Raw genomic sequence first — 26257 nt, 5'->3', positions numbered from 1 at the left:
CCGATAGTGTCCTCTATGGACAGTTGGCAAGGTGTCGTGCCACGGCGACGAGCCTCTTCGCCCCCGCTTGGCCAGCGGGTGGACGACTTTGCCGAGACCCTGACCTTCAGGTAGGCAAGGAGGCCTTCACGGAGCAGTAAGGCCCTGGGGCACCGACCCTGGTGAAGGGACCATCCAGGACGTTCAACGTCCCGAAGAGGGCCTACACCCGCCCAAGGAACACGCCCCCGAAGCCACTCACGACGTCCCCATCACCAGGCTCAATCGATGAAGTCGATGTTGGGGTAGTGCGGCGACTCGCGGTCGAACATGTGCTTGTCCCGTCCGCGAAGGTGCAGATCGAAGAACGCGCCGACGTACTCCCGTTGCGCGGCCAGCGAGCGACGGGGATCGATGGTGCCGATGACCGCCTCCCGCTTCTCCTTGGCCACTCGCGAACCCAGCTGCGGGATGACGACCTGCAAATCGCTGTACGCCATGTGGGTACTGCCGCCGCGCAGGAGCAGGTCCCGCTTCCAGCCGCGTTGGTTGGCCCAGAAGTCCGCCCAGCTCCGGTCGAATTCGGGAGTCCGGTGGGTGTGCTGGAGCGGTTTCCCGTCCTGGCCGATCCCTTCGGCACCCATCAGCATGAACGGCCGGTCCAGGCCGCGTTTCGTGACTTCGCCCGGCACGTAAGGGGTTCCGGGTGGGTAACCGAACGCGGTCGCCATCGCGCCGTCCAGGTTGATCCCGGCGTCGATCCGGCGATCCTGCACCATCGCCTCACCGGAGGTGAACCCGCCGTAGGAATGCCCGTAGGCGCCGACGCGGGACAGATCGAGCGACCGGCCCAGACCACGGGGAAGCGGCCGGTTCTCGGCGTCCGGGTTCTGGCCGCGGGCGAGTCTGCCGAGCTGGTCGAGGACGAAGCGGGTGTCGCCGACCCGGACGTCGAGGGCCTTCTTCATGAATTCGGGGCCTTCGCCCCCGTTCACGGCGGGTTCCAGCCGTCCGCCGGGGAACTCGACCGCCGCGCTCTCGTAGGTGTGCGAGAGCGAGACGACGACATACCCGCGGCTCGCCAGGTCGTCCACGAGAGCCGAGTAGGTCTCACGCGGCGCACCGAAGCCGGGGGAGAAGAGCGTGACCGGCTTCGGCGCGCCGTGCGCGGCGGGGACGCCGAGTTCGGCGTTGCGTTTCGCGGACTTCCAAGCGATGGAGCCCGTCGGGAGGTCGAGGTAGTCCTTGCCCGCCAGGATCTGGTCGACGACGGAGCCCATGGCGGGACCGACCCACGGCGCGCGCGGCCCGTCGGCGAAGCGGTCGGCCGGGTAGGTGACGGTGACCATGAGTTCCCGGCGCCGCTCCGGTTTCCACGGATCGGCGCGGGCGTTGTCGACGAGATGGAGGTCGGTGGTGCCGACGTCGTAGTGACCGGTGAGGGCCGGTGCGGTGAGTTCGACCTGGTCGGCCGCGACGGCGGGGGCGGCCGTGGCGAGCCCACCCGCGAGCGCGAGGCCCGCGATCAGCGCCGAACCCCGCACCACCCTGCTGTGTCTCGATGACACTGTGGAGTCCTTCCGGATCGGGGCGGCCCGGTGGGCCGCCTGTTTCCGACCTTGGCAGCGCTTCGGCGCTACGCGCATCACTCTGGAGTTTGAGTGTGGGTCACCCGTGCAGGGCACGGTAGGCCGAGGCGGCCCCAGGGTGCAGCGGCACCTTGCCGGTGCCGATCAGCGTCCGGACGTCGAGGAACTGGGTCCCGACGGCGGGTGCCGGGACGAGGTCGGCGGCGTGCCCGGCCAGTACCCGCGCGACCGCGGCCGCGGCGTCGTCGGGCAGGGAAGGCGCCGCCAGCAGCAGGTTCGCGACGCCGATCGTCCGCAGTTCACCGACTCCCTGGTAGGCCTGCGCTGGAACGTGGACCTGGTCGTACACCGGGCCGTAGCCCGCGCGCAGGGCCGGCAGGTGGGCGTCGAGGGGGAGGAGCGTGATCGGGGTGGTCCGGTTCAGCTCGGTGAGCGCGGGCGTGGGGATCCCGCCGGACCAGAACAGGGCGTCGACCTCGTGCGCCATCAGTGCGTTGATCGCCTCCCCGAGCAGGAGGTTCTTCGCGTGCACCGGGATCCGCGCGCGGGCGAACAGCCGCGTGCTGAACACCGCGACGCCGGATCCGTTCGCGCCCATCGCCACCGGCCGTCCGGCCAGATCGGAAAGGGACCGCACGCCGCCGTCCGCGCGGACCACGAGCTGGTGGTAGTTCTCGTAGACGCGGCCGATGGCCGAGAACGACATCGGGACCGAGAACGGGTCCGCTCCGGAGAAGGCGGACTCGGCGACGTCGCCGAGAACGAGCCCGAGATCGGCCCGGCCGTCCCGCAGCCGGCGCAGGTTCTCGACACTGGCCTCGGTCGCGACGGCCGTCGCCCGCAGCCGGGGCTCCACCCGGTTCAGCTGCTGGGCCAGCAGCTCCGCGAAGGCGAGGTAGAACCCGCCGCTCTCGCCCGCCGCGATGACTATCTCGCGGTCCGGGCCCTGATAGCCCGCCGTCGAACAGCCCGCGAGCGTGGCGAGCCCGGCGAGGAGGGCGGTACGCCTGGTGACGGTCATGGCGTGCCTCCCGTGACGAGCGGGAGTTCGACGCGGACTTCGAGTCCGTGCGGCTGGGCTTCGCGAAGCTCCAGTTTCCCGCCGCGGGCGAGCACGTGCTGGCTCGCGATCGCGAGCCCGAGGCCCATCCCGCGCGGCGCGCCGTCGCCTCCGGCCCGCCAGAACCGTTCGGTCGCGCGTTCACGGTCCTCTGTGGACAGTCCGGGGCCGTTGTCGGACACGAAAAGCGTGGCGGTCGTGTCGCCGGCCTCGTAGCCGGTGGTGATGGTGGCGCCCTGGCCCGCGTAGTGCACCGCGTTGTCCAGCAGGACGTCGAGCACCTGGGCCAGTTCGCTTTCCGAGCATCGCACGGGCACCGGCTCGTCGTGGCCCTCCGCCGCCGCGAGATCGACTCCAGCGTCGTCTGCCGACGGACGCCACGCGTCGACTCGTTCGGCCAGCACCGCCGGGAGATCGCAGGGTTCGTCGCCGGATTCACCCGCCGCGAGCCGGGTCGCGGCGCTTTCGGCGAGCGCCAGCGCGAGCAGTCCGTCCAACAAGGACTCCAGGCGTTCGACCTCCGCGACTGTCGCGCGGTAGGCCCGCTGACCGTCGCCGTCCACCTGCGCGGCCAGGGAATCCACCCGCAATCGCAAGGCCGCCATGGGATTCCGCAGCTGGTGCGACGCGTCCGCGACGAGCCGCCGCTGCTGTTCGGACGCCTCGACGACGGCGTCGGACATCCGGTTGAACGACGTCGCGAGAGAACGCAACTCCTTCGGTCCGGCGCGATCGGGGACCTCGGCGCGATGGCCCTCGGTCACCGCCTGCACGCCGGTCTCCAGTTCGTGCAGCGGCCGCACCATCCAGCGGGCCAGGAGCACCGCGAGCAGGACGAAAACCGCGGCGACCAGGACCGCGCCCGCCACGATCGCCGCCCAGCGGGTCGTGACGTCGTCCGCCGCCGTGGTCACCGAAGCGCGAAGGACGACGACTCCGGCCACCCGCGTCCCGGTGCCGACCGGCCGGGCGAAGTAGACCGGATCCGCCGACCACGGGCTCAGCTGTTCGGGTCCCTTCGCGGGCTGGTTGCGCAGGGCGGACTCGACGAGTGAGCGCACGAAGGGCTCCGCGGCCGTCATCCCACCGGTTTCGACCAGCGGCATTCCGCGCGCGTCGACCACCACGACGGCTTCGCCGTATAACGACGAATACCGCTCGGCGTCGACCGTCAGCGTGGTCGGGTCATCGGCGTCGACGGCCTGCTGGGCGAGGACGACGAATCGGTCGACGTCGGCGTTGCGGGCGATCACCAGCTGCTGGGTCCGCTGCGCGGCGGTCGACCCGAACAGCGGGATCGCGAACGCGGCGACGACGGTGAGCGCGAGCGCGACGAGAACGACCAGCAGCCGGGTGCGCACCGCTCAGTCCCGGCCGAAGCGGTAGCCGAATCCCCGGATCGTGGTCAGCAGCCCCGGCCGGTCGAGTTTCGCGCGCAGCTGGGTCAGGTGCACGTCCAGCGAGCGGGAGACGGCGAGGTACGCGTCGCCCCAGACCTCGTCCATCAGCTGCTGGCGGCTCACCGCCGTGCCGGGCCGGGCGGCGAGCACCGCCAGCACGGCGAATTCCTTGGTGGTGAGGCCGATGTCGGTCCCGTCGACCAGCACCCGCCGGGCCCCGAGGTCGATCTCGACGTCCTCGACGCGGACGATGTCGTCCTGGGGCGCGGCAGTGATGGCGGCGCGGCGCACCACCGCGTCCATCCTCGCCAGCAGTTCGGCGAGGCGGACCGGTTTGGTCAGGTAGTCGTCGGCGCCGAGCCGCAGCCCGCGCACCACGGACCGCTCGTCCCCGCGCGCGGTGAGGACCAGCACCGGCACCAGCGACACCTGACGGACCTTGCGGAGCACGTCCAGCCCGTCCATGTCGGGCAGGCCGAGATCCAGCAGGATCACGTCGGCCTCGCGATGCCGGTGCAGCGCGTCGCAGCCCCGGATCGCGTGGGAGACGGTGTGGCCACGCGCTTGCAGCGTTTCGGACAGCGCGTCGGCGACGCCGGCGTCGTCTTCGACCAGCAGCAACCGCATGACCACACCTTCCCGTCTAACGGCCGGAGACCGGCTCGGGCTGCTTCTTGTTGTCGAGCTCCGAGGTCTTCGAGGTTTCCCGCATTGTGCCGTACACGATGAGCGAGACCAGGACACAGCCCGCGACGTAGTAGAAGAACACCGACTCGTGGCCCGCGCCCTTGAGCGCCTGCGCGATGAGCTCGGCGGTGCCGCCGAAGATCGCCACCGTGAGCGCGTAGGGGAGACCGACGCCGATCGCGCGGATCTTCGTCGGGAACAGCTCGGCCTTCACGATCGCGTTGATCGAGGTGTACCCGGTGACGATCACCAGCCCGGCCAGCATCAGCAGGAAGGCGAACACCGGCTGCTTGGTCGCGCCCATGAGCGTCATGATCGGGACGGTCAGGAGCGTGCCGCCGATCCCGAAGAACATCAGCAGCGGGCGGCGGCCGATGCGGTCGGACAGCTTCCCGGCGAGCGGCTGCAGGATCGCGGCGACGAGGATCGCGCAGAACAGGATCAGCGTGACCGTCCGGCGCGGGATGCCCGCGGTGTTCTCCATGAACTTCTGGCTGTAGGTGGCGAAGGTGTAGAACGACACCGTTCCGCCGAGGGTGAGGCCGACGACGAGCGCGATCTCCTTGGGGTACTTGATCAGCGCGCGCAGCGTGCCCTTGTCGCCCGCGTCCTTGCCGGTGCCGGACGCCTTGGCCTCCTCGAAGCTGGCCGACTCGTCCATCCCGCGCCGCAGGATCATCACCACGACCGCGGCGAGCGCGCCGACGACGAACGCGATCCGCCAGCCCCACGAGGTCAGCTGCTGCTCGGTGAGAATGGACTGGAGCAGGAGCTGGAGGCCGAGCGCCAGCAGCTGGCCGCCGTACAGCGTCACGTACTGGAAGCTGGAATAGAAGCCGCGTTTGCCCGGAGTGGCCACCTCGGACAGGTAGGTCGCGGAGGTCGAGTACTCGCCGCCTACCGAGAGCCCTTGGACGAGCCGGGCGATCAGAAGCAGGATCGGCGCGGCGATCCCGATACTGGCGTAGGTCGGGGTCACGGCGATCATCAGCGACCCCGTCGCCATCAACGTGACGGAAAGCACGAGTGCGCTTCGTCGCCCGAAGCGGTCGGCGAACCGGCCCAGCATCCAGCCGCCCAGCGGCCGCATGAGGAACCCGACGGCGAAGACCGCCGCGGTGCCGAGGAAGGCCGCCGTCGTGTCCTTGGTGGGGAAGAAGGACTTGGCGAAGTACGTGGTGAAGGCGGCGTAGGCGTACCAGTCGTACCACTCGACCAGGTTGCCGATGGAGCCGCGCAGCACGTTGCCGACGACTCGCCTCTCGCTTACGGGCGGCGACGCTTCGCCGATCCGGGTTGTCATCTTTGACCTCCTGTGTTCCGGCTCACGGTGAACAATCCGTGACGGCCGGGCAAGGTTTCGGCCCGGTTCCTAACATCCGCTTAGGACGGTCGCGGTTACCCGGAGGTAGGGGTGGCGCGGCTCCGGCGCGCGGCGGGCGAGCCGATAGCCTCAGTGCGGTCACGGACGAAGACGAGGCGAGGAGAGCTGAAGTGGGACGGTCGGTACTGGTCACCGGCGGCAACCGCGGCATCGGTTTGGCGATCGCGAAGGACCTCGCGGCGCAGGGACACAAGGTCGCGATCACGCACCGCGGTTCCGGCGCGCCCGACGGCCTCTTCGGCGTGCAGGCCGACGTCACCGACGCCGAGCAGATCGACGCCGCCTTCAAGCTCGTCGAGGAGCACCAGGGCCCGGTCGAGGTCCTCGTCGCGAACGCCGGCATGACCGACGACACCCTGCTCATGCGCATGAGCGAGGAGCAGTTCACCCGCGTGGTGGACGCCAACCTCACCGGCGCCTACCGCGTCGCCAAGCGCGCCTCCCGCGGCATGCTGCGTGGCAAGTGGGGTCGCTACATCTTCATCTCGTCCGTCGTCGGCCTCACCGGTTCGGCCGGTCAGGTCAACTACGCGGCGAGCAAGGCCGGTCTCGTCGGTCTCGCCCGCTCGCTCGCGCGTGAGCTGGGTTCGCGCAACATCACCTCGAACGTCATCGCCCCGGGCTTCGTCGCCACGGACATGACCGACGAACTCGGCGAGGACCGCAAGAAGGAGATCCTCGCCCAGGTTCCCTCCGGCCGGTACGCCGAGCCGTCGGAGATCGCCGCCGCCGTCCGCTACCTCGCCTCCGAAGAGGCCGGGTACGTCAACGGCGCGGTGCTGCCGGTCGACGGCGGCCTCGGCATGGGCCACTGACGTCCCCGTTTTCCCGTACTGATCGCAACAACTCCGGACTGGAGGTCCCGTGCCAGGACTGCTCGAAGGCAAGCGCCTGCTGATCACCGGCGTCATCACCGACGCCTCGCTCGCGTTCCACGCGGCCAAGATCGCGCAGCAGGAGGGCGCGAAGGTCGTGCTCACCGGCTTCGGCAGGCTGTCGCTCGTCGAGCGCATCGCCAAGCGCCTCCCCGAGGAGGCGCCGGTGCTGGAGCTGGACGTCACCAACCAGGAGCACCTCGACTCCCTCGCCGACCGCGTCCGTGAGCACGTCGACGGTCTCGACGGCGTGCTGCACTCGATCGGGTTCGCCCCGCAGTCCTGCCTCGGCGCGCCGTTCCTGGACGCCCCGAGCGAGGACGTGAAGGTGGCCGTCGACGTCTCGGCGTACTCCTTCAAGTCGCTCGCCGTCGCGACCCTGCCGCTGCTGTCGCGCGGTTCGTCGATCGTCGGCATGGACTTCGACGCGCGCGTCGCGTGGCCCGTCTACAACTGGATGGGCGTGGCGAAGGCGGCGCTGGAGTCGGTGAACCGGTACCTGGCTCGCGACCTCGGCCCGAAGGGGATCCGGGTCAACCTGGTCAGCGCCGGTCCGATGAAGACCATGGCCGCGAAGTCGATCCCCGGGTTCTCCGAGCTGGAGGAGGGCTGGGGCGACCGTGCGCCGCTCGGCTGGGACAGCTCCGACCCGGACCCGACGGCGAAGTCGGTCTGCGCCGTCCTGTCGGACTGGCTGCCCGCCACGACCGGCTCGATGATCATGGTGGACGGCGGAGTGCACTCGCTCGGCATCTGATCTCGTTCAAGCGCGTGAAGGCCCTCTTCCCTCGGCTGAGCCGAAGGAAGGGGTCTTCACGCGCTTCAAGCGGGCGAGCGGTGGGCTGAGTGGGTCGTGAGTGGCGTTTCGGGTTCTGGCGGACGCGTATTTAACTACCCGCTGGTGTGATCGGCGAGTGTGGAGGATTTGGGACGTTGAGTGTCCCGGATCTTCCGTTGATCAAGGTCCGAAGCCCGGGGCGACCCCACGGTGAAGGAATTGGGACGTCCAACGTCCCAATTCCTTCACCGTCGCGACCGGACAGCCGCTGAACCACCACACTCACCCAGTTCAGGCGTGGGTGTAAATACCGGTCCGCTCTAACTCGAATCGCCACTCACGACCACCTGGACCGAACGGCGATCGCCGCACGGACACCTGACCCGGCCGACCTCTCGACGTGTCAGGGCAGGACGGCGTTCGCGACGTGCCAGGAGTCTTCGAGGAGCAGGTACTTGGTGATCCGCCCGTCGTCGTTCACCTCGAACTCGATGGTGAAGGCCGAGTCGATGACCTTGCCGGTGCTGCGGATGATCGAGCGGAGACGGCCGATCGCGACCGCGTGCGGCCCGTCGACGAGCACCCGCTCGACGTCGAACCGGTCCTTGACGAGGCCGTTGTCGAGCAGGTCGTAGAACTCGCGGATCTCCGCCGGGTTCCGGCGCGGACCGATCCACGGGACCAGTTCGGTCGCGCCGGGGATGTCCCACGCGACGCTGTCGGCGAAGAGTTCCGAGGCGCCGTCGGTGTCCCCTGTGGACATTCGCCGGAAGAACTCGGTGAGCGTGGCCTGTGTTCGGTCGGACATGATTCTCCTTACTGGGTAACAGGTTCGCGAAGCAGACGGATGTCGTCGGTGCGCTGGACACCGGCGGCGAGGGTGAGTACGAGCACGGTGGCGGCACCGAGTCCGACGCTCACCCACGCGACGCTGGGATAGCCGAGGCCGGCGTCGATCGATTCGCCGCCGAGCCAGGGGCCGACGGTGTTGCCGACGTTGAAGGCGGCCGTCGTGCTCGCGCCGACGAGGGTGGGCGCGTTGCCCGCCACGGCGAAGGCGCGGACGTTCAGGGCGGGATTGATCCCGAATCCGGCGACGCCGAACAGGAATACGGCGAAGATCGCGACCGGGGTCGCGGGGCCGGAGAGCGCGAGCAGCACCAGGGCGAGCAACGCGACGCCGAGGCCGCCGTAGAGGGTCGCGAAAGGCCTTGCGTCGGCGAGCCGTCCGCCCGCGGTGATGCCGATCAGCGCGCCGAGCCCGAACAGCGACAGCACTCCCGGCACCCAGCTTTCCGGCAGCCCGGCGATCTCGGTCAGCAAGGGCGCGAGGTAGCTGAAGGTCGCGAAGATCATCGCCTGCGCGAGCGCGATCACGCCGAGCGCCAGCCAGAACCGGCCGCGGCGGTAGAGCCGCAGTTCGGTCGAGACGTCGGTCTTGTCCTCGCCGTTCTGGGTTTCCGGAACGAGGGCGAAGACGCCGATCAGCGCGACGACGGTCAGCGCCGTGACCGCCCAGAAGGCCGCTCGCCAGCCCGCGTGCTGGCCGAGGAAGGTTCCGGCGGGGACCCCGGCGATGTTCGCGACGGTGAGCCCGCCGACCAGGATGGCCAGCGCCCGGCCACGACGTTCGACCGGGACCAGCGCGACGGCGGTGGCCGCCGCGACCGCCCAGAACCCGGCGCAGGCGACGGCGCTGATGACACGGGTCGCGAAGAGCAGGGCGTACCCGGACCCCAGCGCGCCGACGACATGCGAGATCCCGAAGACGACGAGCAAGGCCATCAGGGTGGCGCGCCTCGGCACCCGCAGTGTCGCGATCGCGAGCAGGGGAGCGCCGACCACCATGCCGATCGCGAAGGCCGAGATGAGCAGACCGGCCTCCGGGATGCCGACGTTCAGGTCGGCCGCCATTCCCGGCAGCAGGCCGGTGATCATGAACTCGGACGTGCCGAGCGCGAACACGCTCAGTCCGAGTACGCAGACTGCCAAAGGCACGAGGATTCCCTCCGGTTTTGTATTGATCGGTCCAAAATGTGGGCAGCGTCGCGCACAAGGCTTGTTTCGGTCTACTTCGCGGCGATCCCGTTCAGGGCGATGCCGGCGACGGCGTCCATGGCCGTCCGTCCGGCGCCGCGGCGGGACATGAGCCGGAGGCCGGCGACGGTGCTGTGCGCGAACTCGGCGATGTCGCCGGGCTCGCGGGCGCTGTCGATCGTCCCGTCGAGCTGTCCTTCCCTGGCGCAGGCCGCGAGAAGGGTGAGGTGCCGCTTGGTGTCGGCGTCGATCCGCGCCCTGATCTCGGGATCGCGGTCGCCGAACTCGGCCACCGTGTTGACCACGAGGCAACCTCGGCCGGGGTGTGCGGCTTCCTCGTCGATCGTGTACGAGAACAGGGCGCCGAATCGCTCGATGCCGGTCCCGGACTGCTCCAGCAAGGCCGTTCTGGCCACGATTCCGCGCTCGGCGTAGTGGTCGAGCGCGCGCACGAACAGTTCATGCTTGCTGGTGAAGGTGTTGTAGATGCTGCTGCGGCCCAGGCCGGTGGCTTCGCAGAGGGCCTGGGTCGACGTGCCCTCGTAGCCGCGAACCCAGAACGCGTCCATGGCGCGCCCGATCGCCGCGCGCTCGTCGAATTCCTTCGGCCTGGCCATGCAAGCGACCGTACCAGGTTTTGGATCGATTGGTTCAAAATGGGCCGGGTCAGCGTGCGAGGCGCCACAACGGCAAGATGACGGGGTGGGTTACGACGCGCTGCTTTGGCTTTCGTTCGGTGGTCCCGAGGGACCCGACGAGGTGATGCCGTTCCTGGAGAACGTCACGCGGGGTCGGGGAGTCCCCCGGGAACGACTGCTCGAGGTCTCCGAGCACTATCAGCACTTCGGCGGGATCTCGCCGATCAACCGCCTGAACCGGGACGCGATCTCCGCGGTGGAGAAGCAGCTCGCGGCGGCCGGGATCGAGCTGCCCGTCCACTTCGGCAACCGCAACTGGCGGCCGATGGTCGAGGACACCCTCGCCGAGATGACGAAGGCGGGCGCTCAGCGCGTCCTGGTCTTCCCCACGAGCGCGTACGGCGGCTACTCCGCCTGCCGTCAGTACGACGAGGACATCGAGCGTGCCCGCGCGGCCGTCGGCGACGGCGCGCCGGAACTGGTGAAGCTGCGGCAGTTCTTCGACCACCCGCTGTTCATCGCGGCCTTCGCCGACGCCGTCCGCGCCGCGCACGCGGAGCTGGGGAACCGGCCGGGAACGCGGACGGTCTTCTGCGCCCACTCGGTGCCGGAGTCCGCCGACAACGCGTCCGGGCCGCCGTCCGAAGGCGGCCGACGCTACTCGCGCCAGATCGCCGAGGCCGCCCGTCTCGTCGCGGCGGAAGCGGGGATCGAGACCTACGACGTCGTCTGGCAGTCGCGCTCCGGCCCGCCCCAGGTGCCGTGGCTGGAGCCGGACATCGTCGACCACATCGACGCGCTCCACGCCGAGGGCGTCACCTCGGTGGTCGTCTGCCCGGTCGGCTTCGTGTCCGACCACCTCGAGGTGATCTGGGACCTCGACAACGAGGCCGCCGAGCGGGCCGCGGAGCACGGCATGGGCTTCGCACGGGCCGCGACGCCGGACACCGACCCGCGCTTCGCGGAGCTCGTCGTCGAACTGATCCGGGAGCACACCGAGGGGGCGCCGGCGCGAAAGCTGTCGCCGTTCCCGGCGGCCGGGTGCACGGTCAACGGGGCGCCTTGCGCGGTCGGTTGCTGCGAGCCCGCCAAACGCCCTGCGCGCCCTTAGTCCGGAGTACATGAAGGCCCCTTCCTTGCACCTAGCGCCAGGGGCTCGGCAAAGTCGCCTCTCCGCTGGTCAAGGAGGTTGTGAAAGCCACTTTCGCAACCTTCAACGTTGCGAAAGTGGCTTTCGCAACGCGGCGCACCGGCGCGATCCCGACACCACTCGCACGCGGAGTGGCCCAGGTGGTCGTGAGTGGTGTTTCGGGTTAGAGCGGATCGGGGTGTTTACCTACCTATGCCTAGCTGGGCGTGAGTGGTGGTTCCGCGGCTGCCAGGGCGCGACGATGGAGGAATTGGGACGTTGAACGTCGCAATTCCTCCATCGTCGCCAGGGGTGCCCGGTCTTGGATCTTGATCAACGGAAGATCCGGAACACTCAACGTCCCCGATCCTCCGCTGATCAAGGTCGCGCCAGGCGCGACCGGTGACGGGGGAAGATTCCGGACGCTCAACGGCCGGAATCTTCCCCCGTCACTCACGACACCCGCTTACGCGACTTTGCCGAGACCCTGGCGCCTAGCGCAAGGAAACGGGGCCTTCATGTACTGATCCTCGACAGGTGGAGGTCGATCAGCGCGACGGCCTCTTCGCCGGTCTGGTAACCCAGCAGGACCGCGTCTGCCAGCCCGGTGACCAGGGCCAGGAGCAGGCCCGCTTCGGCAGTGGGGTCGACGGTCGGCGAGAGAGCCCCGGCCTCCTTGGCGGCGGTGAGCAGGGCTGCCACCGCGTCGCGGAGCAGCCCGTGACCGGTCCGGAAATGGCCGGCGATCTCCGGATCCTTGAGCGCGCGCACGACGAAGGCGTTGGCGACCAGCGCGGCGTCCCGGCCGGGCTCGTCGAGGGGGAGCAGGGCGACGAGCAGATCCCGGACCCGAGGCTCCGCCCCCGGTGGAGTGGCGATGCGCTCCTCGAGTCCACTTCGCAAGGTGGTGACCGCGAAGCGCAGCATGTCGTCTCTCGACGCGAAGTAGTGCTGGACGAACCCCTTCGAGATGCCCGCTTCGGTGGCGACCTCGTTCAGGCTGACGCCTTCGAGCCCCCGATCGGCCGCGATACGGCGGACGGCCGCGGCGATCTGCTGCCGCCGATGCTCGTGATCGACTCGCTTGGGCACCCACTCCTCCTTTTTTGCAGTCCGATCGGATTGCAAACTTGTCACCAACTGCTTTACAATCCGATCGTACCGCAAAAAGGAGGAGGACGGATGAAGGTGGGCGGGTTCGCCTCGTCGGAGGCGCGAGCCGAGTACGAGGTCGTCTACGAACGCGGTCTCGCGGCCTTGCCCGCACCGACCGGGACATACGACGTCGAGACGGCGTTCGGGGTGGCGCGCGTGTACCGGTTCGGGCGGCCTGGCGGGACGCCGATCGTGCTGTTGCCGGGGCGGGCGGGGACCGCCGTGATGTGGGAGCCCAACCTCGCCGCGCTGATCGAGCACGGCGAGGTCTACGCGGTGGACCTCATCGGCGAGGCCGGGCGCAGTGAACAGACCGTCCCCATCCGCGACGGCGCGGACCAGGCCGCCTGGCTGACCACCGTGCTCGCCGAACTCGACCTGGCGTCCGTGCACCTGATCGGGTACTCGTTCGGCGGCTGGCTCGCGGCGAACCTCGCCGTCCGCGCGCCGGACCGGCTCAAGTCGCTCACCGTGATCGATCCCGTGCTGACGTTCGGCGGGTTGACCGCCGGCTTGGTCGTCCGTGCCACGCTCACCGCGATCCCCGTCGTCAATCGGTGGGCCCGTCCTTCGTTCCTCCACTGGATCTCCGGCGGCGCGGAGATCGACGCCTCGGACCCGGTCGCGCGGGTGATCGACGAAGGGATGCGGACCTATCGCATCGCCCTGCCGACGCCAAAGTTGTTCACCGACGCACAGTTGCGCTCCCTGCGGATGCCCGTGCTGGCCCTGATCGCCGGGCGCAGCGTCATCCACCAGCCGGAACGCGCGGCCGCCCGGGCCCGCGAACTCCTTTCGCGCGGACAGGTCGAACTGTGGCCGTCGGCGACCCACGCCATCGCGGGTGAAGCCGCGACCGAGGTCAACGCGCGGGTCTCGGCCTTCCTGACCGAATGCGAAGGGAAAACGCCGTCGTGACGGCGCGTGGCAAGAACCCGACGGTGTCCTTGCTGCTCTGGGACGTCGCGCTGCCGTTGGCCGCCTACTACGGGCTCAGGCTCGCCGGACAGAGCGAGCAGGTCTCCCTGCTGGCCGGGGCGGTCCTGGCCGCTTGCCGGATCGCCTGGGTCGCGATCCGCGACCGGTCCTTCGACGGCTTCGCCGCGCTGCTGGCCGGAGTCCTCGGGGTCGGGCTCGTGCTTTCGCTGGTCACCGGTGACGTGAAATTCCTGCTGCTGAAGGAATCCTTCGCCACCGCGACGGCCGCGATCGTGCTGCTGGTGAGCTGTTTCGGCCGCACGCCGATGGTGCTCGTCGCCGTGCGTGCCGGGGCCGGCGCGGCCAAACGCGCCGAGATCGACAGGCTCAGTGACGAGGTCCCGGCCTTCCGGCGCGCTTTCACCCGGATGTCGGCGGTGTGGGGCGTGGTTCTGCTGCTGGAGGCCGTGGTCCGGGTGCCGCTGGTCTATCTCTTGCCCGCCGACGTGATGAACGCGCTGAGCGTGGTCCTGCTGCTCGCCGTCATCGGCGTGCTTTCCCTGTGGTCGGTCCGGTACGCCGAGAAGGTCCTGAAAAAGCACACTGTGGCCGCGTGACCTTACGGGTGCCTGTCCGCCTGGTCCGCGAACACCCGCACCGCTTCGTTGATCGCCGCGCAGCGCGCGTTGCGGACGGCCTCGTTCAGCGGCCGCAAGGCTTCCGCTCGCCGCAACGCGGCGGACGAGGAGAGCGCGCCGCCGGGATCGTCGGACTCGGCGATGGCGAGGATCGCCGCGATCTCCTCCGAGCGCTGAAGCACCCGCAGCGCCCGGCCGGGCATCCCGGCGGGCCAGGGCGAGTCGGTGGCCGAACGCAGTCGCGCCGAGAGTTCCGCACGCACGCCCGGCCGCTCACTGGCGACGTCCAGGGTCTGCAACGCACCGGCGCTCGCCCGGATCGCGTCGGTCAGGCCGTGCTCGGCTTCGCCCAGCGGGCGATGTTCGAGGACGCCCGGCATGGGCACCGAGTACACGGTCCACCGCATCAGCCCTTCGGCGATCGCCTCGGGCACCACGCCGTAGCCGAGATCCGGCAGCACGACGGCCTCGCCGGTCCGCAACGCGGCCTCGGTGAACGGTCCGCCGCCACCCAGGCCGCGGACGTCGCCGGGCACCGGGAGCAGCAGCTGCATGCTCTTCGCGCCCTGCGCGCGCAGGGCGAGCAGCAGCTGGACCGGGGTCGCCGCGCGGTTGAACGCGAGGGGCAGGTCGAACGCCTCGGCGGCCGCCGCGTCGGCGGCGACGAAGTCGTGGGCTTCGCCCCAGACCTGAAGGGCGTCAAGGACGTCGTCGGAGGCGGCGGCTCCGTTCAGCCACGCCGAAGACCAGACCGCGAGGGTCGCACTAGGACGGCACACCGGACTGATTTTAGTCGTGCTTCGAAGCAGACGGGCCGCCCGTCCCCGCGAGCCGGTTGACCCAGAGCTGGAGTTGCTTCACGTCGACAGGGGCCATGATCGCGACGTAGCGTCGAACGGGTGAACGATGTTCCCGCAAACCTGCCCCGGACCGCCGGGGACCTCCGCGCGGCCGGCCACCTGCCGCGTTCGATCAAACAAGAACTGCACGACAACCTGCTCGCCAAGCTCCGCACCGGGGAAGACCCCTGGCCGGGGATCGTCGGTTTCTCGCGGACCGTGGTGCCGCAGCTGGAACGCGCGCTGCTGGCCGGGCACGACGTCGTCCTCCTCGGTGAACGCGGTCAGGGCAAGACCCGCCTCCTGCGCACCCTCGCGGGACTGCTCGACGAGTGGACACCCGTCATCGAGGGCGCCGAACTGGCCGAGCACCCGCTCGACCCGATCACCCCGGAGTCGCGCCGCCGCGCCGCCGAACTCGGCGACGACCTGCCGGTGACCTGGCGCCACCGCGACGAGCGGTACACGGAGAAACTGGCCACACCGGACACTTCGGTCGGTGATCTGATCGGCGACGTCGACCCGGTGAAGGTCGCCGAAGGCCGCAGCCTCGGCGATCCCGAGACCATCCACTTCGGACTCGTCCCGCGTGCCCACCGCGGCATCGTGGCGATCAACGAGCTGCCGGACCTCGCCGAGCGCATCCAGGTCGCGCTGCTGAACGTGATGGAGGAACGCGACATCCAGGTGCGCGGGTACACCCTGCGCCTGCCGCTGGACGTGCTCCTGGTGTCGACGGCGAACCCGGAGGACTACACCAACCGCGGCCGCATCATCACCCCGCTCAAGGACCGGTTCGGCGCGGAGATCCGCACGCACTACCCGCTCGACGTCGACGCGGAGATCGCGGTCGTCCGCCAGGAGGCGCGTCTGGTCGCCGAGGTCGGCGAGCCGCTGCTGGAGGTGCTCGCCCGGTTCGTGCGGAACCTGCGCGAATCGCCGGTCATCGACCAGCGGTCCGGCGTCTCGGCCCGGTTCGCGGTCGCGGCGGCGGAAACGGTCGGCGCGGCCGCGCTGCGCCGGTCGGCGCTCACCGGCGAGGAACCCGCCGTGGCGCGTCCGGTCGACCTCGACGCCGTGCCCGCGGTCCTGCGCGGCAAGCTCGAGTTCGAGCCGGGGGAGGAGGGCCGCGAGACCGAACACCTCGTGCACCTGCTGCGCCGGGCGGTCGCGGAGACGGCCCGTTCGCGGTTCGCCGGCCTCGATCTCCAGCCGCTGGCCGAAGCCGTCGAGGCCGGGCACCTGGTGGCCACCGGGGAACGTGTCCCCGGCAAGGACGTGCTCGCCGCGCTGCCGGAACTGCCCGTGCTCCACGACGTCGCCGCTCGCGCCGGGGTGAGCCCGGACGAACCGGCGGGGCGGATCGCGTCCGCGGTCGAACTGGCGCTGGAATCCCTGTTCCTGTCGAGGAAGCTCGCCAAGGACTCCGACGACTCGACCACTGTTTACGGCCGATGAGTTTCCTCCCGGAGGGTTACTCGTACGGGCCGTGGAACGACGGCCCGGATCCGCTGGCCCCACCGGCGGACCTGCGGGACGCGCTCGACGAGATCGGGCGCGACGTCATGGCCGGGGCCTCGCCCAGGTCCGCGCTGGAAGAGCTGCTGAGGCGTGGCACCCCGCGCACCGCCGGGCTCGACGAGCTGACCAGGCGGCTCTGGCAGCGCCGGTCGGAGATCCAGCGGCGGCACCGGCTGGACGGCACACTCCAGGAGGTCCAGCGGCTGCTCGAACAGGCGCTGGAGGCCGAGCGGCGCGAGCTGTTCCCCGATCCGGACGACGACGCGCGCTTCCGGGAAGCGCGGCTGGACGCGCTCCCGCCGGGAACCGCGGCCGCCGTGCGCGAACTCGCCCAGTACGACTGGCGGTCGGAGCAGGGCCGGGAGAACTACGGGAAGATCCGTGATCTGCTCGGCCGTGAGCTGCTGGATTCCCGCTTCGAAGGGATGAAGGAAGCACTCCGGAACGCCGGACCGGAAGACGCCGAGCGGGCGAACAAGATGCTCGCCGACCTCAACGACCTCCTGGCCGCGCACACCCAGGGACGCGAGGACGTCCCGGAGCGGTTCGCGGAGTTCATGCGCGAGCACGGCGAGTTCTTCCCGGAGAACCCGAAGAACGTCGAGGAGCTGGTCGACGTGCTCGCCGCTCGCGCAGCGGCGGCGCAGCGGATGCTCAACTCGATGACGCCGGAACAGCGCGCCGAACTGGCCGAGCTGTCCCAGCAGGCGTTCGGCGACCCCCGGCTCGCGCAACAGCTGTCCACTTTGGACGCCCAGCTGCGCGCACTGCGGCCCGGTGAGGACTGGACGTCCTCGGAACGCTTCCGGGGCAACGACCCGCTCGGTCTCGGTGACGGCGCCAGGGCGATGTCCGATCTGGCCGAACTGGACGCGCTGGCCGAACAGCTCGGCCAGTCCTACCCGGGCGCGAGACTGGAGGACATCGACGTCGAGGCACTCGAACGCCAGCTCGGACCGGACGCCGGCGTCGACGCGCGGCGGCTGTCCGAACTGGAACGGGAGCTCCGGCGGCAGGGCCTGTTCGAACGGGCTCCCGACGGCACGCTCCGGTTGTCTCCCAAGGCTTTGCGGAGGCTGGGGGAGACGGCGCTCGCCGACGTCGTGAACGCGTTGCGCGGCAAGGCGGGCGAGCGGGACACCGAGTCCGCCGGGGCCGCGGGCGAGCCGACCGGCGCGACCAGGCCGTGGCGGTTCGGGGACATGCAGCCGTGGGACGTCTCCCGGACGGTCCGCAACTCCGTCCTGCGTTCGGTTTCGGTGGGCGAGCGGTCGGTCCGGATGGACGTCTCCGATGTCGAGGTGGTCGAGACCGAGCACCGGTCGCGCGCGGCGGTCGCGTTGCTCGTGGACACCTCGTGGTCGATGGTGCAGGAGGGCCGCTGGCTGCCGATGAAGCGGACGGCGCTCGCGCTGCACCAGCTGATCAGCACCCGGTTCCGCAACGACGCGCTCCAGCTGATCACCTTCGGGCGCCACGCGACGTCGGTCGAACTCGCCGAGCTGGTGGGGCTGGAAGGCGCTTGGGAACAGGGCACCAACGCCCATCACGCGCTGCTGCTCGCCGGACGGCATCTGCGGCGGCACCCGGACGCCCAGCCGGTGGTCCTGATGGTCACCGACGGCGAGCCGACGGCGCATCTGGAACCGGACGGCACGGCCGAGTTCGACTACCCGCCCCAACCGAGGACGCTGCTCAAGACACTGTCCGAAGTGGACCGGATGGCGAAACTGGGCGCGTCGGTGACGGTGTTCCGGCTCGGCGACGACCCCCGCCTGACCGCGTTCGTCGACCTGCTCGCGCGCCGTTCGGGCGGCCGGGTGGTCGCCCCGGACCTCGACGGGCTCGGCGCCGCGGTGGTCGGCGACTACCTGCGGACCAGGAAGCGGTAGCTCAGCGGCCGGTCACCTTGATCCTGGCTCCCCGAGCGGGTTCCAAGGTGATCGGCCGCGACCGGATCCGCTCCGGTCGCGGGTGTTCCGGGGCGACGGCGAACCGGCCGAACAGCTCCCGCAGCACGATCGAGCCCTCCAGCAACGAGAAGCCCGCGCCGAGGCACCGGCGGGCGCCGCCACCGAACGGCAACCAGCTGCCCGCCGGGGGCGAGCCGTCGAGGAACCGCTGGGGCCGGAACAGCTTCGCGTCCGGATGATGATCACCGTCGCCGTGGACGACGAGGATCGACGGCATGACGTCGAAGCCGGCGGGAATCCGGTAGCCGCCGATTTCGACGTCCTCGGTCAGCCGCCGTACGACCTCGCCGACCACCGGGCGCAGCCGCAACGACTCCTTCATCACCGCTTCGAGTGCCTTTTCGTCGCCTTCGTCCGCCGCCCGCGTGGTGAACGCCGCCTGTTCGGGATCCCGGGAGATCTCGTGCAGTGCCCAGGCGAGCGCGGTCGCCGTGGTCTCGTGCCCGGCGAGCAACAAGGTGACCAACTGGTCGCGGAGCTCCGCGTCGCTCAGTTCGTCCCCGTCGGCGGGCACCGTGAGCAGCCGGGACAGGACGTCGGTCCGCTGAGCGAGGTCGGACACCTGGCGCCGCTCGGAGATCTCGGCGTAGAGCAGCTCGTCGACCCGGGCCTGTCGTTCGGCGTACGTGCGCCAGGGCCGGTAGCGCTGGAGGCGAGGACTCTGCCAGCCGATCACCTGGACCAGGTCGAGCTCCACCAGATGTCCGATCAGCCGCCGGAGTTCTTCGAGCCGCGGTCCTTCGGCGACACCGAACACGACCCGCAGGATGATCTCCATCGTCAGCGCGCGCATCCGGTCGTGCGCGCCGAACGCCCGGTTCTCCGGCCAGCGGTCGAGTTCGGCTCTGGTCAGTCCGGTGATCATGGCGCGGTAGCCGCGCAGCGCCGCGCCGTTGAACGCGGGCATCAGCAGCTTCCGGGCGCGCAGATGGGTGTCTTCGTCGGTGACCAGGACGGAGTGGTCGCCCATCAGCGGCTTCAGGGTGACGTTGCCCTCGCCGCCGTGGAACGTCGTGACCGGCCCGGTGAACACGGTCTTGATGTCGTCGAGGTCGGTGAGCATCACGATGTCGCGGTGCGGCGCGAACCTCATCCGGACGACGGAGCCGTAGCGGCGCTTGAGCAGCGGGAGCACGTGATGACGGAGGTTGCCGACGACGAGCGTCTGGACGAGGGCGGGCAGCGGGGGCCCGGGCGGAAGTGCGGCCGACGTGGTGGTTCCAGCTCTCCCCATACCCCGGTTCTACGCGCGGAGCGGGACGACGTCCACCTACGCTGGGCCGATGGGGTATCCGGTGGGAAAGGTCGCGGCGCTGTCGGGCGTCACCGTGCGCACGCTGCATCACTACGACGAGATCGGCCTGCTGTCACCCAGCGGGCGGACTGCAGCCGGATATCGCAGCTACAGCGACGACGACCTCGAACGGTTGCAACGCGTCCTGTTCTACCGCGAACTCGGCTTCGGCCTGGACACGATCGCCAAGGTGGTCGACGACCCGTCCCTGGACGCGCTGGAGCACCTGCGGCGGCAGCGGGCGCTGCTCGTCGAGCGGATCGGCGAGCTCACGCGGATGGTCGAATCCGTCGAGCGGGTGATCACGGCGAAGGAGGTCGGTAGCGTGCTGACGCCGGAGGAGCGGTTCGAGGTCTTCGGCGGCTTCCGTGAGCCGGAGGGCTACGCGGAGGAGGCCGTCCGCCGGTGGGGCGAGACCCCGCAGTGGCAGGCGGCCGCCGTACCGCGCTCCAAGGACGAATGGGTCGAGGCGGAGAAGGCCCGGGAGGACTGGGTCCGGCGGCTGCTCGACGTCGTCGACTCCGGCGCGCCCGCGGACAGTGTCGCGGCGATGGATCTCGCCGAGGAGCACCGGCTGATGCTGGCCGAGTTCATGGGGGACTGTGGCCACGAGATGCATCGCGGGGTCGCCGGGATGTACGCGACCGAACCGGTCCAGCTGGGTTTCCTGGTGCGGGAGCCGGACCAGCGCCCGGGGCTCGGCGAGTACATCCGGGACGCCGTCCACGCCAACGCCGACCGGGCCGGGAAGTAGCGACTTCGGTTACTCCGGCCGTGTTCCTCTCCCACCGGACGGGAACGGCGTCGCGGCTCCGCTTACAGTCGGGGTATGCAGACTTGGTCATCGGTCGACGTGCCCCGTATCCCCGGCACCCCCCGTCCGCTGCGGCTCCACGACACCGCGACGGGGCAGATCCGTCCCACGGCGCCCGGGTCCACCGCCCGGATGTACGTCTGCGGCATCACGCCGTACGACGCCACCCATCTGGGGCACGCCGCCACGTACCTGACGTTCGACCTGGTGAACCGCCTCTGGCGGGACGCCGGGCACGACGTCCACTACGTGCAGAACGTGACGGACATCGACGAGCCCCTGCTGGAGCGCGCCGAGCGGGACAAGGACGACTGGGTCGTCCTCGGCATGCGCGAGACGGCGTTGTTCCGCGAGGACATGACCGCGTTGCGGGTGCTGCCGCCGCGCCAGTTCGTCGGGGCCGTGGAGAGCATCCCGGAGATCGTCGAGGTCATCGCGAAGCTGGTGGCGAACGGGAGCGCGTACCGCGCGGACGACGCGGAGTACCCGGACATCTACTTCGACCACAACGCGACCGGGCATTTCGGCTCCGAGTCCAACTATGACGCGGAGACCATGGCCAAGTTCTTCGCCGAACGCGGCGGGGACCCGGACCGGCCGGGCAAGCAGCATCCGCTCGACGCGCTGCTGTGGCGGATGGCGCGGCCGGGTGAGCCGTCGTGGGAGTCCGAACTGGGCGCGGGACGCCCCGGCTGGCACATCGAGTGCAGCGCGATCGCGGTCAACCGCCTCGGCCTCGGCTTCGACGTCCAAGGCGGCGGCTCGGACCTGATCTTCCCGCACCACGAGTACAGCGCCGCGCACGCGGAGGCCGTCGCGGGGGACCGCCCGTTCGCTCGGCACTACGTGCACGCCGGGATGATCGGCCTCGACGGCGAGAAGATGTCGAAGTCGCGCGGGAACCTCGTGTTCGTCTCGCGGCTGCGGGCCGACAAGGTCGACCCGGGCGTGATCCGGCTCGCGCTGTTCGCCGGTCACTACCGCGAGGACCGGCCGTGGACCGCGCAGCTGCGGTCGGACGCGGAAGACCGGCTCGCCCGCTGGCGCGAAGCGGTCTCCCTCGCCACGGGCCCCGCGGCGGAGGACACCGTCGCACGCCTTCGCGACCACCTCACCGACGACCTCGACACGCCCAAGGCGCTCGCGGCCGTCGACGCGTGGGCAGGGCAGGCCCTGAACCGGTCGGGGACGGACCCGGCGGCTCCCGGCCTGATCCGGAACGCGGTCGACGCGCTGCTGGGCATCGAGCTCTGAGAAATGTCATGAGGGGTCCCCATAGGACACTTTTCGTCCTATGGGGACCCCTCATGACACCCGTATAACGCCCTACACGGCGACGCGACCGGCTTCCAGCCGGAGGTGGTCACCCGGCCAGTCCCGCCGCAGCCATCGATCGTGAGAAGCGATGACGACGGCGCCCGGCGCGGAATCGAGCGCGGCGAACAACTCCTCGGCCAAGGTGAGCGAGATGTGGTTCGTGGGCTCGTCCAGCAGGAGCACCTCCGGCGGGTCGGCGATCAGCAACGCCAGCGCGAGCCGCCGCCGCTGTCCGACCGAGAGTGCGCCGACCCGGGTCCCGAGATCACGCGGGGCCAGCAGCCCCAGCCCGCGCAACGGGGGAGCGTTCTCGCCGAGGGCCTCGGCGTAGGTCCGCTGCGCGGTCTTGTCCGGCTCGGCGAACGCGACATCCTGGTCCAGCATGCCGATCCGCACCCCGCGTCCGGAAAGGACGGTCCCGGAATCCGGCTCCAGCGAGCCGGCGAGGACCGACAGCAGCGTCGACTTCCCGGCGCCGTTGCCGCCGGTGATCAGGAGCCTCGACGTCGTCGTGATGTCGAGCGTCGCCAGCCGCAGCCGCCCGGCGATCTCGATGTCCCGTACCGAGATCGCCGTCTTGCCCTCCCCGGGTTCGCCGGTCAGGTCGCCCTGGAACCGCAGGGGCGCGGGTGGTTTCCGCACCTGGTCGCGTTCCAGTTCGTCCAGCCGCAGTTGCGCGTTGCGGACCCGGCGTGAGATCTGCTTCTGCACCCTCCCGGTCTTGAAGTCGTAGAGCATCTTGGCGTTGTCGCGCTGCGGCCGGTTGTGCGCGACGGCGCGCGCGGTGACGGCCACCGATTCGCGCAGTTCCTTCAGTTCGTCCTGCTCCTCGGCGAAGCGTTGTTCCCAACGCGCCCGTTCGGCCCGTTTCTGGTCCAGGTAGTCCGAATACGTGCCGCCGTAGCGGGTCGGACCGCCCAGCGCCGGGTCCAGGTCGACGATGTCGGTGCACACCGCGTCGAGGAACACGCGATCGTGTGACGACAGCACGAGGACACCGGTCAGCGACGCGAGATGCTGTTCCAGGAACTCCATCGCGGCGTCGTCGAGGTGGTTCGTCGGCTCGTCCAGGACGAGCGTGCCCGGCCGCCGGATCAGCAGCGCGGCGAGGCCGAGCCGTGACCGCTGCCCACCCGACAGCGTGCCCAGTTCGCGCCCCGGATCGATCCCGGCGAGCCCCAGACCCGCGCACACGACCTCCGCTCGCCGGTCGGCGTCCCAGAGATCGTGCGCCTGGGCCCATTCGAGGACGCTGCCGTACTCGTCGAGCACCGCCGCGTCGTCCGGGTGCTCCGCGAGCGCTTCGGTCAGCTCGTCGAGTCTCGCCGACGCTCGCCGTATCTCGGCGAGCGCGTCGTCGATGACCTCGGAGAACCGCGCCGTCAGGGGGAAAGGCAGTTCCTGCAAGAGGAATCCGAGGTCGTCACCGCGCAGGACCTCGCCACCGTGCGGCTCCTCGACCCCGGCCAGCAACCGCAGAAGCGTGGATTTGCCGACGCCGTTCTCGCCGACCAGGCCGAGTCGTTGGCCCGCCGAAGCCGTCAGGTTCACGCCGTCGAGCACGACGCGGGCGCCGTAGGAGTGGACGAGGTCTTTGGCGATCAGGGAAAGAGACATACGACATCACCGCGTTTCTTCGGACATGAGGGATCCCCGCCGGGCGTCGTGGCTCACGGGAGCAGTGCTCGACCGGTGCCGCCTCGGAACGGGGAAGGTGTGATGTCAGTTGTCCATGATGCGAGCAGTCTAACGCAACCTGTGTAGCGTTAGTCAACCCCCTCTTTCCGGGACCCGGACCGCAGTCGGACGGCCTCTTGTTCGGCGAAGACGCGTCCGTCGGTCAGAACACCGAGGAGCGCGGCGAGCTGACGCCGGTCGAGCTTGGCGAGCCGGTCGCCGAAGAACCGGGCCACGGGGGAGTAGAGGTCGGCGACGTCGTCCAGCCGGTCGGGGAGCGGGCGGACCACGAGGCGACGGCGGTCGGCGGGATCGGGGGCGCGTTCGACCAGGCGCCGTTCCTCCATGCGGTCGAGCATGCGCGTCACCGCGCCGGTGGTCATGCCGAGGGCGCGTGCCAGCTGGGTCGGCGACGTCGCGGCACCGCTGATGACCAGCTGGAGTCCGTGCAGTTCGGTGGGGCTGATCCCGAGCCGCTCCGCCATGGCCGTCTGGAACAGGACGGTCGCGCTGACGAACCGGGGGATCTCCAGTGCGGCCGCGGTGGCGAGTTCTCGCTGGTCAGGCACGTGCATTCCTTCGGCAGTAGTTGATTTGTGCAGTTACTGCGACGCGCAGCAACTGTCCTGGCAAGGATATGGGCGGCGTCTTGACACTTTCGAGGCCGCCTGCGAATCTGAAAGGGAACTTTCGAAAGACTTCTTTCAGATTGGATCGGGCGATGGCCGGGTTGCCGCCGCGCAAGCGGATCGAGGACGTCGAGCTGATGCGGGCGCTGGCGCATCCGCTGCGGTCGGCGCTGGTGGACCACCTGATGGCGGTCGGCCCGCGCACCGCGAGCGAGTGCGCGGCCGCGGTCGGCTCGACAGCCTCGAATTGCAGCTGGCACCTGCGTCAGCTGGCCCGGCACGGTCTCGTGGAGCGAGCCGAGGGGGAGGACGGGCGGGAGCGGCCTTGGCGCGCGTGTCAGGTCGGCATCGAGTTCGGCGACGACCCGGAGCTGCACGGGGCGCAGCTGGCGGTCGTGGGCACCACCCTGGCGCGGGAGAAGGAGCTGACCGAGCGCTACCTCGACGCCGCCGACCGGCTCGACAAGGAGTGGCGCGACGCCTCCGGGATCAACAACTACTCGCTACGGGTGACCGCGGCCGAGCTGGACGAGCTGGCCCGCCGGATCGACACGCTCGTGCGGCCTTACGTCAGCGCGATCCGCGAAGACGTCCCTGAGGGAGCCCTGCCGGTCCACTTGGGACTGCGGGCGTTCCCGCGCATCGACGCCGAGGGGAAACCGGGCACATGAAACCGTTGAGAGAACCCGCTTTCGCGCGGCTGTGGATCGCCGCGTTCTTCTCCGAGACCGCCGAGTGGATGCTGCAGATCGCGCTGCCGGTGTTCGTCTTCAAGGCGACCGGTTCGGCCGCCACCACGGCGATGAGCATCGTCCTCGGCCTGCTGCCCGCGGTGCTGCTCAGCCCGGTCGCCGGCGTGATAGCGGACCGCTGGAACCGGCGGCTGGTGCTGTGCGTGGTGTGCGCGGGCCAGGCGTTCGTGGCGCTGCCGCTGCTGTTCGTCGCGTCCGGCGGCCCGGTGTACGTGATCTACGGGGTGATGGCTGCGCAGGCGGGGCTGGCCTCGTTGTTCGAGCCCGCCCGCAACGCGCTCGTGCCGGAGCTGATCGCCCCGGACGAGCTGATCGGCGCCAACGGCCTCATGAGCATCAACGGCAGCGTCGCGCGCCTCGCCGGAGGCTGGGCCGGCGGTCTCCTGCTCGGTTTCGGCGGCCTCGGCTGGGTCGTGGTGGCGTATCTCGGCGTGCTGATCGTGGGTTCGATCCTGCTGTCGCGCCCCTTCCGGCGGACAGCCGCGCCGATCGAGGCAGGTCCGCACGAGCCGGTGCTGCGAGCCTGGCTCGACGGGCTCCGCGAGATCGGCCGCGAAGGACGTCTTCGCCTCGCCGGTGTCGTCGTGGTGCTGACCTCGCTGGCGCAGGGGATGTTCCTCGTGCTGTTCGTGGTCTTCGTGCTCGACATCCTCAAGGGCACCGAAGGCGACGTCGGCCTGCTGCGTGGGGTGCAGGCGCTCGGCGGGCTGGCCGCGGGTTTCGCCGTCGCCACCGTCGCCCGCAAGACCGCGCCCACCGCCCTGCTCGGCTGGGGCGGGCTCGCGCTCGGCCTGCTGTCGGCGGTGATCTGGAACCTGCCCGCGCTCACCGTGTCGCTGCCGCTGGGCGTCTTCATCGGACTGTTCGGGCTGGTCGGCGCCCCCGGGGTGCTGGCGGGGTCCGGTTTGCTCTCGCTGGTCCAGACGACCGCGTCGCCCGAACGATCCGGCCGTGTCCTGAGCACCGTGTTCGCCGGGACCGCCGGGTTCACCGCGCTGGGCGCGCTGCTGGCGGGCGGGCTGGTGGACGCGCTGGGCAGCGGGGTGCTGTTGAACGTCCAAGCCGGTCTCCACATCGTTTCGGCGTTGGTCGTGCTGGGGGTGTCGGCGACGGGCGGGTTACGCCGGGATGCGGTTTTGGCGGTTCGCCGGTCCGAGTGAAGCTACGGTGGAGG

Annotated in this window: 24 protein-coding genes; 11 read left to right on the top strand and 13 right to left on the bottom strand. The window is 70.1% G+C overall.

The features are described 5' to 3' along the window. Positions 1-260: 260 nt before the first annotated feature. The 5 genes from CFP71_RS12755 to CFP71_RS12735 all read right to left on the bottom strand — a co-directional run bounded on the left by CFP71_RS12755 (position 261) and on the right by CFP71_RS12735 (position 6018). Positions 261-1547, bottom strand: coding sequence for an alpha/beta hydrolase family protein (locus tag CFP71_RS12755; protein WP_093934065.1), 1287 nt, complete (start codon positions 1545-1547; stop codon positions 261-263). Positions 1548-1647: 100 nt separating this feature from the next. Continuing rightward, positions 1648-2589 (bottom strand): TAXI family TRAP transporter solute-binding subunit, encoded by a 942-nt coding sequence (locus CFP71_RS12750; protein WP_093934064.1) that lies wholly within the window; start codon positions 2587-2589, stop codon positions 1648-1650. After that, positions 2586-3989 (bottom strand): sensor histidine kinase, encoded by a 1404-nt coding sequence (locus tag CFP71_RS12745; RefSeq protein ID WP_093934063.1) that lies wholly within the window; start codon positions 3987-3989, stop codon positions 2586-2588. The genes CFP71_RS12750 and CFP71_RS12745 overlap by 4 nt, the downstream gene beginning before the upstream one ends. A 3-nt stretch (positions 3990-3992) precedes the next feature. Further along, positions 3993-4655 carry a response regulator transcription factor gene (locus CFP71_RS12740; RefSeq protein ID WP_167406096.1) on the bottom strand — a complete coding sequence of 221 codons (663 nt, stop codon included), beginning with the start codon at positions 4653-4655 and terminating at the stop codon, positions 3993-3995. 16 nt (positions 4656-4671) lie between these two features. After that, on the bottom strand, positions 4672-6018 hold the full coding sequence (locus CFP71_RS12735) for an MFS transporter (protein ID WP_093934061.1): 1347 nt from the start codon (positions 6016-6018) through the stop codon (positions 4672-4674). A 191-nt stretch (positions 6019-6209) separates the two neighbouring features. Between CFP71_RS12735 and fabG the strand changes: the two genes are divergently transcribed. Both fabG and fabI read left to right on the top strand, forming a co-directional pair. Next, entirely contained in the window at positions 6210-6914 is a 705-nt protein-coding gene (fabG, locus tag CFP71_RS12730) for a beta-ketoacyl-ACP reductase (RefSeq protein ID WP_005150154.1), read from the top strand. A 49-nt stretch (positions 6915-6963) separates the two neighbouring features. Next, a complete protein-coding gene (fabI, locus tag CFP71_RS12725; RefSeq protein ID WP_093934060.1) occupies positions 6964-7731 on the top strand; it encodes an enoyl-ACP reductase FabI in 768 nt (255 codons plus the stop codon). Between the two features lie 424 nt (positions 7732-8155). Here fabI and CFP71_RS12720 read toward each other — a convergent pair whose 3' ends face one another. The 3 genes from CFP71_RS12720 to CFP71_RS12710 form a co-directional block, all read right to left on the bottom strand. After that, entirely contained in the window at positions 8156-8560 is a 405-nt protein-coding gene (locus tag CFP71_RS12720; RefSeq protein ID WP_093934059.1) for a nuclear transport factor 2 family protein, read from the bottom strand. An 8-nt stretch (positions 8561-8568) separates the two neighbouring features. Beyond that, positions 8569-9750, bottom strand: coding sequence for a Cmx/CmrA family chloramphenicol efflux MFS transporter (locus CFP71_RS12715; RefSeq protein ID WP_093934058.1), 1182 nt, complete (start codon positions 9748-9750; stop codon positions 8569-8571). 71 nt (positions 9751-9821) lie between these two features. After that, a complete protein-coding gene (locus tag CFP71_RS12710) occupies positions 9822-10406 on the bottom strand; it encodes a TetR/AcrR family transcriptional regulator (RefSeq protein ID WP_093934057.1) in 585 nt (194 codons plus the stop codon). 85 nt (positions 10407-10491) lie between these two features. Between CFP71_RS12710 and CFP71_RS12705 the strand changes: the two genes are divergently transcribed. Further along, on the top strand, positions 10492-11538 hold the full coding sequence (locus tag CFP71_RS12705; RefSeq protein ID WP_093934056.1) for a ferrochelatase: 1047 nt from the start codon (positions 10492-10494) through the stop codon (positions 11536-11538). A gap of 534 nt (positions 11539-12072) precedes the next feature. Here CFP71_RS12705 and CFP71_RS12700 read toward each other — a convergent pair. Further along, on the bottom strand, positions 12073-12648 hold the full coding sequence (locus CFP71_RS12700) for a TetR/AcrR family transcriptional regulator (protein ID WP_093934055.1): 576 nt from the start codon (positions 12646-12648) through the stop codon (positions 12073-12075). Positions 12649-12738: 90 nt separating this feature from the next. Between CFP71_RS12700 and CFP71_RS12695 the strand changes: the two genes are divergently transcribed. Then, positions 12739-13629 (top strand): alpha/beta fold hydrolase, encoded by an 891-nt coding sequence (locus CFP71_RS12695; RefSeq protein WP_093934054.1) that lies wholly within the window; start codon positions 12739-12741, stop codon positions 13627-13629. Then, positions 13626-14246 carry a VC0807 family protein gene (locus CFP71_RS12690; RefSeq protein ID WP_093934053.1) on the top strand — a complete coding sequence of 207 codons (621 nt, stop codon included), beginning with the start codon at positions 13626-13628 and terminating at the stop codon, positions 14244-14246. The genes CFP71_RS12695 and CFP71_RS12690 overlap by 4 nt, the downstream gene beginning before the upstream one ends. Before the next feature lie 2 nt (positions 14247-14248). On the opposite strand, the gene CFP71_RS12685 is transcribed toward CFP71_RS12690, so the two are convergent. Further along, positions 14249-15046: a hypothetical protein gene (locus CFP71_RS12685; RefSeq protein ID WP_093934052.1), complete on the bottom strand. Its 798-nt coding sequence runs from the start codon at positions 15044-15046 to the stop codon at positions 14249-14251. A gap of 120 nt (positions 15047-15166) precedes the next feature. On the opposite strand from CFP71_RS12685, the gene CFP71_RS12680 reads away from it, so the two are divergent. Both CFP71_RS12680 and CFP71_RS12675 read left to right on the top strand, forming a co-directional pair. Next, entirely contained in the window at positions 15167-16564 is a 1398-nt protein-coding gene (locus tag CFP71_RS12680; RefSeq protein ID WP_093934051.1) for a sigma 54-interacting transcriptional regulator, read from the top strand. Beyond that, positions 16561-18519 carry a vWA domain-containing protein gene (locus tag CFP71_RS12675; protein WP_093934050.1) on the top strand — a complete coding sequence of 653 codons (1959 nt, stop codon included), beginning with the start codon at positions 16561-16563 and terminating at the stop codon, positions 18517-18519. Before CFP71_RS12680 ends, CFP71_RS12675 begins: the two co-directional genes overlap by 4 nt. Before the next feature lies 1 nt (position 18520). On the opposite strand, the gene CFP71_RS12670 is transcribed toward CFP71_RS12675, so the two are convergent. Beyond that, positions 18521-19834 carry a cytochrome P450 gene (locus CFP71_RS12670; RefSeq protein ID WP_093934049.1) on the bottom strand — a complete coding sequence of 438 codons (1314 nt, stop codon included), beginning with the start codon at positions 19832-19834 and terminating at the stop codon, positions 18521-18523. 49 nt (positions 19835-19883) lie between these two features. Between CFP71_RS12670 and CFP71_RS12665 the strand changes: the two genes are divergently transcribed. Both CFP71_RS12665 and mshC read left to right on the top strand, forming a co-directional pair. Beyond that, entirely contained in the window at positions 19884-20648 is a 765-nt protein-coding gene (locus CFP71_RS12665; protein ID WP_093934048.1) for a MerR family transcriptional regulator, read from the top strand. A 75-nt stretch (positions 20649-20723) separates the two neighbouring features. Next, positions 20724-21962, top strand: a complete 1239-nt coding sequence (gene mshC, locus CFP71_RS12660; protein ID WP_093934047.1) for a cysteine--1-D-myo-inosityl 2-amino-2-deoxy-alpha-D-glucopyranoside ligase — start codon at positions 20724-20726, stop codon at positions 21960-21962. A gap of 72 nt (positions 21963-22034) precedes the next feature. Here the strand turns inward: mshC and CFP71_RS12655 are convergent, their stop codons facing one another. Both CFP71_RS12655 and CFP71_RS12650 read right to left on the bottom strand, forming a co-directional pair. Beyond that, positions 22035-23642: an ABC-F family ATP-binding cassette domain-containing protein gene (locus CFP71_RS12655; RefSeq protein ID WP_093934046.1), complete on the bottom strand. Its 1608-nt coding sequence runs from the start codon at positions 23640-23642 to the stop codon at positions 22035-22037. A gap of 149 nt (positions 23643-23791) precedes the next feature. After that, positions 23792-24271 (bottom strand): MarR family winged helix-turn-helix transcriptional regulator, encoded by a 480-nt coding sequence (locus tag CFP71_RS12650; RefSeq protein ID WP_093934066.1) that lies wholly within the window; start codon positions 24269-24271, stop codon positions 23792-23794. Positions 24272-24423: 152 nt separating this feature from the next. On the opposite strand from CFP71_RS12650, the gene CFP71_RS12645 reads away from it, so the two are divergent. Together CFP71_RS12645 and CFP71_RS12640 are read left to right on the top strand one after the other, a co-directional pair. Continuing rightward, positions 24424-25002, top strand: a complete 579-nt coding sequence (locus CFP71_RS12645) for an ArsR/SmtB family transcription factor (RefSeq protein WP_093934045.1) — start codon at positions 24424-24426, stop codon at positions 25000-25002. Then, complete coding sequence (locus CFP71_RS12640) at positions 24999-26243, top strand: MFS transporter (protein WP_093934044.1); 1245 nt, start codon at positions 24999-25001, stop codon at positions 26241-26243. The genes CFP71_RS12645 and CFP71_RS12640 overlap by 4 nt, the downstream gene beginning before the upstream one ends. Positions 26244-26257 lie beyond the last annotated feature (14 nt).

It is taken from the genome of Amycolatopsis thailandensis, from assembly GCF_002234405.1.
Lineage (GTDB): Bacteria > Actinomycetota > Actinomycetes > Mycobacteriales > Pseudonocardiaceae > Amycolatopsis > Amycolatopsis thailandensis.
This window is presented reverse-complemented; position numbering and strand designations above follow the sequence as displayed.